This is a genomic window from Variovorax sp. P1_H12_2, from assembly GCF_056405335.1.
In genome coordinates, this window is record NZ_JBFUCI010000570.1 from 1 (window position 1) to 3,274 (window position 3,274).

3 protein-coding genes are annotated in these 3,274 nt (G+C 64.9%); 2 read left to right on the forward strand and 1 reads right to left on the reverse strand.

Going from position 1 to position 3,274, the window contains the following annotated elements; translation table 11 throughout:
* Positions 1-55 precede the first annotated feature (55 nt).
* The gene (locus AC1D2K_RS32475; RefSeq protein WP_478094271.1) at positions 56-1,477 is read right to left on the reverse strand and encodes a TAXI family TRAP transporter solute-binding subunit; all 1,422 of its coding nucleotides are present in this window, start codon (positions 1,475-1,477) and stop codon (positions 56-58) included.
* A gap of 155 nt (positions 1,478-1,632) precedes the next feature.
* On the opposite strand from AC1D2K_RS32475, the gene AC1D2K_RS32480 reads away from it, so the two are divergent.
* A complete protein-coding gene (locus AC1D2K_RS32480) occupies positions 1,633-2,763 on the forward strand; it encodes an AI-2E family transporter (protein WP_478094273.1) in 1,131 nt (376 codons plus the stop codon).
* Between the two features lie 4 nt (positions 2,764-2,767).
* Positions 2,768-3,274: TolC family protein (locus AC1D2K_RS32485; RefSeq protein ID WP_478094274.1), on the forward strand; the 507-nt coding region annotated here is incomplete at its 3' end.

The following is a 3,274-nucleotide window of genomic DNA, read 5'->3' on the forward strand; positions in this document are numbered from 1 at the left end:
GGCCCGTACGACTCGGCAGTTTAGACGCGAAATGCAAAAGTGAACACTAAAAGGTTCATGCACTCGTATCTGGCGACGGGCCTTCCTGGACAGGCTCGGTGCGGGACTGAAGAACATGCCGCTCAGATTCAGTCTTGGCATTTCCTGGATCGCCATCCGTGTTCGCGTCAACGCCTTGTGACTTGGCCATCACGGCCTGGCGAACCAAGCCGATGTGCTCGCGCAGCGTGTAGGCTTCGCTGGCATAGCTCAATGGGGCGCGGATCCGCGTGGCAGCCTGCTCGATGCGGCCCAGGTCGGCCAGCCATTGCTCGACGGGCAAGGCGCCGGTGCGTGTTCGGACATCGCGTTCGAGCAGTGCCAACTCTCCGTACCAGCGGTAGATGCGCGACCGTATGCGCCAGCGGAACAGTCGCGGCAGAAAGTTGGTCAAGGGAACGATCACGAACAGCACGGGCACCAGCAGCACGACCAGGCGTTCGAGATAGGCCGCGACGGTGAACGGCAGATAGCGGTGGAGTACGCTGGGCCCGAAGCGGTGGTGGCGATTCGCATCGGCCGACACGGGCAGGTCCACCATTGCCGTGTTTGGAAACTCGTCGTCCGCCTCGAAATAGCCCTGGTTCCCGTGCAATTCGCGCGCGGCTTCGAGGAGCAGGTTGACGATCGCCGGCGACAAGCCGTCGCGCGAGACCAGCATCGCCTTGGTGCCGATCAGCTTCACCTCCTGCTCCGGAATGTGCCGCGCGAGATCGATCGTTCCCGGTGGCAAGGTCAGCTTCGTGATGTAGGGGAACTTGCGCGGATAGGCTTCTGCGCGGGCCAGGCTCATCAGCTTCAAGTCCGGGTCGTGCAAGGCCTGCCAGATCGCCGGAAACTGCGCGGGCCCGATCAGGAATGCGGCGTCGACCTGTCCCGCCTGCAACGCGCGCAGGGCCTCCAGATTGACTAGCGGCACTAGGTCGGAGTTCAAGCGGGTGATGTCGTTCGCCGCGAGCAAGGGCTCCATGAACGCGCGCACGCCGCTGCCCAATGAGCCCACTGCGAGCCGCTTGTGGCGAAGTTCATCGAGGTTCTGGTGTACGACGCTGTCACGATGGAAGACCCACAGCGGTTCGTAGTACAGGGCGGCAAGCATGACCAGCGTCCCATGCTCGGTCGGGCGCACCACGCCGCCATGCACGAAGGCCACGTCCACGCCGGAGTTGGGATCCTGCAGCAAGCGCTCGTTTTCGTCCGCGCCGCCCGTGATGCGTTCCTCGACCATCACGCCGTCGCGTGCCAGGATTTCCTTGTAGCGCTGCGCGTACTGGTGGTACATGCCGTCTCGCAGGCCGGACGCGAGAACGATGTGGCGCGGAATCGCGCTTTGCAACAACCAGGCGCCAAGAAAGGCGAAGGCAATGCTTGCCACCGCGACCAACGTCCAGCGCACATGTTCGTGTCGCGCGCCTACAGGCAAATCACCGAGTTGCATACGGAGTCGAGTGTCCCGGGGCCAGCATCCTGCCACATCCGCACGAGTGGCGATAAATCTAAATGTGCTGAGTGCCGCGCGCTTGAGAATTGTCAAGTCGGAGAGAAGGCACCGCAGGACAATGGCTCCGTCGTCTACTTTCGAAGGCCGACCCCATGGCAACGCTCTCCCAGCCCGATCTCGTACGCGAAACACGGATGTCCAGGAAGCTCATGGATGTGCTCATCCGGGCCGGTCTGGTACTGGCCCTGACCCTGCTGTGTTACCGGATCTTCTCGCCCTTCATCTCCATGATGGCCTGGGCACTGATCCTGGCGGTGACGATGTACCCGGGYCATCAGGCGCTGGCCAGCAGGCTGGGTGGAAAACAGGGGTTRGCGGCCACGTTGCTGGTGCTGGGCGGCATCACGCTGATCGTGGGGCCCACGGCCGTGGTGCTGGGCTCGTTGGGCGATTCGGTCCACGAGACCGTCGTCACCGTGCGCGACAACGAGTTGAAGATTCCTCCCCCGCCGCCCGGCGTGGCGGAGTGGCCCGTCGTTGGCAAGCAAGTGAGCAGCTTCTGGTCGCTGGCCAACAAGGACTTGCCATCGGTGGTCAAGAAGCTGCAGCCGCAACTCGGGGAACTGGCCACCAAGGCGCTGGAGATGGTGGCCAGCATGGCGGGGTCGGTGCTGCTTTTCGTGTTCTCCTTCATCATCGCGGGCATCATCATGGCCTTCGGACAGTCGGGCAGCGAAGCCGCGAAGTCGATCCTCGGACGCATCGCGGGCACCCGGCGGGGCGTGGAGTTCGCCGAACTGGCGACCCAGACCATTCGCGCGGTGGCCCTGGGCGTGGTCGGCGTGGCCTTCATTCAGGCCATGGTCGTGGGCATCTTTCTGATCATTGCCGGTATTCCCTTTGCCGGCGTGCTGGCGATCGTCGTGCTGATCCTGGGCATTGCGCAGGTGCCCGCGCTCCTGGTCACCGTGCCGGTCATCGCCTACATCTGGCTGAGCGGGACGTACGACACCGTGCCGGCCGTGATCCATAGCGTGCTCCTGCTGGTCGCCGGCATGCTCGACAACGTCCTGAAGCCGCTCTTGCTGGGCCGGGGGGTGGATGCCCCCATGCCGATCGTCCTGATTGGTGCGTTGGGCGGCCTGGCAGGCGCCGGGATCCTGGGCATGTTCGTGGGCGCCACCGCGCTGAGCCTGGGCTATCAGATCCTCATGCGGTGGGTGGCGACCGATCCGGATGTCGTCGAGATCGAGATCGAGAGCGAATTGCCGACCGTATCCTGAACCGATGCGCACGATGCCTTCGAAGGGATCGAGGGTGCGAGTGATGGCCTTGGCCGGCGCGGCCGCGATGCTCGGGGGGTGCACCACGGTGGGCCCCGATTTCGAACGGCCACGGGTGCCCTGGCTGTCCGGTTGGTCGGGCGGTTCGCTCGAAGCCCTCGCCGCCGATCCGCGGCGCCCGCGCAATGGCTTGCTGCAGGCGTGGTGGCGCAACTTCGACGACCCTGTGCTCGACCAGCTCGTCGCCGAGGCGCAGCGCGTCAATCCCAGCGTGCGGATCGCCGGTATGCGCATCATGGAGGCACGGGCCCAGCTCGGCATCGCCGACAGCACGCGCTATCCGCAGGTGCAGCAGGCGACCGGCGAGGTGCTCGGCGTGGGCGAGCAGCGTTCAGGCGGGCGCGACACCAGTGCCGTGACTGCCAATGCCGCGCTGAGGGTGAGCTGGGAGCTCGACTTCTGGGGCAAGTTCAGGCGCAGCATCGAGTCGGCGGACGCCGCCTATCTCGCC